This is a genomic window from Trebonia sp. (assembly GCF_049794275.1).
In the GTDB taxonomy this organism is placed as follows: domain Bacteria; phylum Actinomycetota; class Actinomycetes; order Streptosporangiales; family Streptosporangiaceae; genus Trebonia.
Genome location: NZ_JBARCR010001011.1, coordinates 1 through 4,256 on the forward strand (window position 1 = coordinate 1; position 4,256 = coordinate 4,256).

General features: G+C 71.5%; 4 protein-coding genes. All 4 read right to left on the reverse strand.

Annotated elements, in window-relative coordinates; all coding sequences use genetic code 11:
* Positions 1-684, reverse strand: a 684-nt coding sequence (locus tag WA805_RS25550) for a helix-turn-helix domain-containing protein (RefSeq protein ID WP_425243614.1), incomplete at its 3' end; no start/stop codon positions are given.
* Positions 685-858: 174 nt separating this feature from the next.
* The gene (locus tag WA805_RS25555; RefSeq protein ID WP_422282617.1) at positions 859-1,737 is read right to left on the reverse strand and encodes a 1,4-dihydroxy-2-naphthoate polyprenyltransferase; all 879 of its coding nucleotides are present in this window, start codon (positions 1,735-1,737) and stop codon (positions 859-861) included.
* Positions 1,738-1,770: 33 nt separating this feature from the next.
* Complete coding sequence (locus WA805_RS25560; protein WP_422282619.1) at positions 1,771-2,325, reverse strand: GNAT family N-acetyltransferase; 555 nt, start codon at positions 2,323-2,325, stop codon at positions 1,771-1,773.
* On the reverse strand, positions 2,322-4,184 hold the full coding sequence (gene ilvD / locus WA805_RS25565; protein WP_422282621.1) for a dihydroxy-acid dehydratase: 1,863 nt from the start codon (positions 4,182-4,184) through the stop codon (positions 2,322-2,324). Before ilvD ends, WA805_RS25560 begins: the two co-directional genes overlap by 4 nt.
* Between the last annotated feature and the right edge of the window lie 72 nt (positions 4,185-4,256).

Here is a 4,256-nt window from a genome sequence, read left to right on the forward strand (position 1 = left end):
CACCCGGGCAGCGCCCGGGGCGGCGGTAGCGCCAGCCACGTCGGGCGGGTCCGGCGTGAGCGAGCGAGGCTTTGAGCTGACGGCGGGCGCCGAGCTAGCGAAGGGCGCCGAGCTCGCGGCGGGTGCAGCCGCGGGCGCCGAGCTAGCGGCAGGGGCAGCCGCGAACACTGAGGCCTGTTCGAGTACCGGAGGGGCTGAGGCCGCTACCTTGGCGGCTGAGGCCGGCGTGAAGAGGGAGCGCGCCGGCGCGGGCTCGGGCGCGATGCCGTTGGCGACTCGCCCCAGGGCGGCCATGATGATCGCCGGGTCGTGGGCGTCCGCAGCGAGGCTGACCGATCCGATGCGCGCGCCCGCGGCCGCCGCGTCAGAACCTCCCGCATCCCGCGTCGGCAGCAACGTCAGGGCCGGGGACCGGGTCAGCGTCCGCCACCGTTCCTCCCAGTCGGTGACGGTGCCGCCACAGCCCCGGACGTAGGCGGAAAGCACCGGCAGGTCAGGCAGCGCCGGGCCCGCCTCGGCCGCCAGGATGGCATCGCACGGGTAGTGCGCGCGTGCCGCGAGTTCGACGTGTTCGAGCCCTGCTCCGTTCCGGAGCTGACGCAGTTCGCGCAGGAATCGCGCCGGGTCGTCATCCGGCACGCCACTCGGCACGACCTCTCGCAGCTCGGCCTCCCGGTACTCCACCCAAGTCCCTCCCATTGCTTGGTTCCGCCCGAACGAGGGATTCGCTTCGCAGGTTATCGCGTCGTCATAAGTCGGCACGTAATATCCGGACAATATTTAGATGCGCATTAACCTCGCTGCATTGGATGTTTCAGGCATGATCGTCGACATACCGGATGACAGGGGCCAAACCGGCTAGCCGTGGATCGCGAGCCCGATGGTGAACGCCAGGCCGAAGGCCAGCTGCAGCCGGCCTGTCTGGCCGAGCGTCGTGATCAGCGCCGGCCCGGACGCGCCGCCCCGCACGGCCCGCACCGGAGCCAGCGCCAGTGGCAGCGCCAACAGCATGAGCAAGGAGAACGGCCGGACGAAGGCGATCAGCGCGGCCAGCGCGAACGGCACAAGCAAGAACAGCAGGTACACGGAACGCGAGCGGGCGTCCCCGATGCGCACCGCGAGCGTCCGCTTGCCTGACTCGCCGTCGGAGCGGATGTCGCGCAGGTTGTTGACCATGAGCAGCGCGCAGGACAGCAGGCCGGCCGGAATGGACGCCGCCAGCCCGAGCCAGCTCAGCCGGCCCATTTGCACGTATGCCGTCCCCGCGACGGCGGCGACGCCGAAAAAGACGAACACGGAAACCTCGCCGAACCCGCGGTAGCCGTACGGCCGCGACCCTCCGGTGTAGAACCAGGCCGCGAGCACCGCGAGCGCGCCGGCCAGCACCAGCCACCAGGACGTCACCGCGGCGAGAGCCAGCCCCGCGCCGCAGGCCACGAAGAAACAGCCGAACGCGGCCAGTTTCACCTGCCCAGGCGACGCCAGCCCCGATCCGACCAGCCGCATCGGCCCGACTCGCCGTTCGGCGGAGTCTGAGCCGCGCACGCCGTCGCTGTAGTCGTTGGCGAAGTTCACCCCGATTTGCAGCGCGAGCGCCACGACCAGCGCGAGCGCCGCCCGCCATAGCGAGAACTCGCCGTAGCCGGCCGCCACCCCCGAGCCGATCAGGACCGGGACGACTGCCGCAGGAAGGGTTCGGGGCCGGGTTCCCGCCAGCCACTCGCGCGCGTTTGCCACTGATGGATCCTATTCGGAACGTACGCGACTGACTCAGCCGGGCTCAGGCGACAGCCAGGTGTGCAGCCGGACCACGTGCACTCGCACGCCCATATCCAGGTTGCTGTGGCTCCCGTCCGGCGCCCAGCCGGCCGCCTCGAGGAACTCCAGGCGCCCGCCGTCGGCCGACAGCGCCCACGTGTACGCGGTGCGGAAGCCGTCCTCGGCGAGCGTGTCGGCGACCGCGTTCAGCAGCCGGCCACCGTGGCCCTGGCCGGTCACGTCCGGCAGCACGTGCAGCTCGTACAGCTCCGCGTCGGTTGCCGGCCACAAGTCGCCGTCGGTGGCGGGCCCGGCGGCGGCGAACCCCGTGACCGAGGTCTTGCCGTCGTCGACCGCCACGTGCACCCGGTGCCGGCTGGTCGGCGGCGTCGTGATCGCCTCCAGCCAGCGCCCGGTCCACTGCTTCTCGGCGGCGGCGCTGGTCAGCTCCGCGAGCACGTCGTCTGGCACCGCGTCCGCGAACGACGCGCGCCAGCTCGCCACCTGCACGCGCGCCAGCTCAGGGGCGTCGGACGCCCGCGCCGCCCGGACGAATCCCTGGTTCACTTCTCTGGCGAAGCGATCCGCGCGAGCACAGAAACATCCCGTGCCGCGCCCCTCGCCGCCGACGTCGCCAGCGCCGCGTACACCTGCAGGGCCGGGCTGACCGGGCGCTGCCGGTCAGCGGGCCGGTACGAGCCGAGCGTCTCGAGCAGCGCGGCGCGCCGCCGCGGCAGCTCGTCGTCCGGCACGTCCAGCCGCAGTTCCCGGCGCGGGATGTCGATCACGATCGTGTCGCCCTCCGCCACGAGCGCGATCACGCCGCCCGCGGCGGCCTCGGGGGCGATGTGGCAGATCGACAGCCCGGAAGTCCCGCCGGAGAACCGCCCGTCCGTGATCAGCGCGCAGGCCCGGCCGAGCCCCTTCCCCTTCAGGAACGACGTCGGGTACAGCATCTCCTGCATGCCAGGCCCGCCGCGGGGGCCCTCGTACCTGATCACCACGACGTCGCCGGCCGTCACCCGGCCGGAGAGGATGCCGTCCACGGCATCCTCCTGCGACTCGAACACCCGGGCCGGCCCGCTGAAGGTGAGCAGCTCCTCGGGGACCCCGGCGGTCTTCACGATCGCGCCGTCCGGCGCCAGGTTGCCGTACAGCACGGCGAGCCCGCCGTCGGCGGTGTACGCGTGCGCCACGTCGCGGATGCACCCGGACCCGGCGTCGAGGTCGAGCGACGCCCACCGAGCCGACTGCGAGTACGCCTTCGTGGTCCGCACCCCGCCGGGCGCGGCGTGGTACAGCTCCACCGCCTCGTCGGAAGCGGCGCCCGACCGCAGGTCCCAGGCCGCGATCGGCTGCCCGTGCACCGTGTGCACGGTGCGGTTGAGCAGCCCGGCCCGGTCCAGCTCGCCGAGGATCGTGTGGATGCCGCCGGCCCGGTGCACGTCCTCGACGTGGTACGAGCTCGACGGGGCGACCTTGCACAGGCACGGCACCCGCCGTGACAGTTCGTCGATCTCCTTAAGCCCGAAGTCGATGCCCCCCTCGTGGGCGGCGGCCAGCAGGTGCAGGATCGTGTTGGTCGAGCCGCCCATCGCGACGTCGAGCGCCATCGCGTTCTCGAACGCGTCCCTGCTGGCGACCGAGCGCGGCAGCACGGACTCATCGCCGTCGTCGTAGTACCGCCTGGTTATCTCGGCGATCACCGCGCCGGCCTTCTCGAACAGGGCCTTGCGCGCGACGTGCGTCGCGAGCGTGGTCCCGTTGCCCGGCAGCGCCAAGCCGATCGCCTCGGTCAGGCAGTTCATCGAGTTCGCGGTGAACATGCCCGAACAGGATCCGCAGGTCGGGCAGGCGTTCTCCTCCATCGTCAGGAGCTCGTCTTCCGACACCGACGGGTCGGCGGACGCCACCATCGGGTCGATGAGGTCCAGCTTCCTGACGCCGCCCTCGAGGGCGGCGGCCGTCACCTTGCCGGCCTCCATCGGGCCGCCGGAGACGAACACGGTGGGGATGTTCAGCCGCATCGCGGCGATCAGCATGCCGGGCGTGATCTTGTCGCAGTTGGAGATGCAGATCAGCGCGTCCGCGCAGTGCGCGTTGACCATGTACTCGACCGAGTCGGCGATCAGCTCACGGGACGGCAGCGAGTACAGCATGCCGCCGTGCCCCATCGCGATGCCGTCGTCGACCGCGATCGTGTTGAACTCGCGGGGGATCGCGCCAGCCGCCTTGACGGCGGCGGCGACGACCCGGCCGACGTCCTGGAGGTGCACGTGGCCAGGCACGAACTCGGTGAAGCTGTTCGCCACCGCGATGATGGGCTTGCCGAGGTCCTCCCTGGCTACCCCGGTGGCGCGCAGCAGTGCGCGCGCTCCCGCCATGTTCCTGCCGTGCGTGACCGTGCGCGACCTCAGCGGTGGCATGCCGACTCCCTTGCCGGACGACTCTCCTGGCCAGTTTCCTGGGAGTTCAGCCTACCGGTGTGAAGGTCCTCG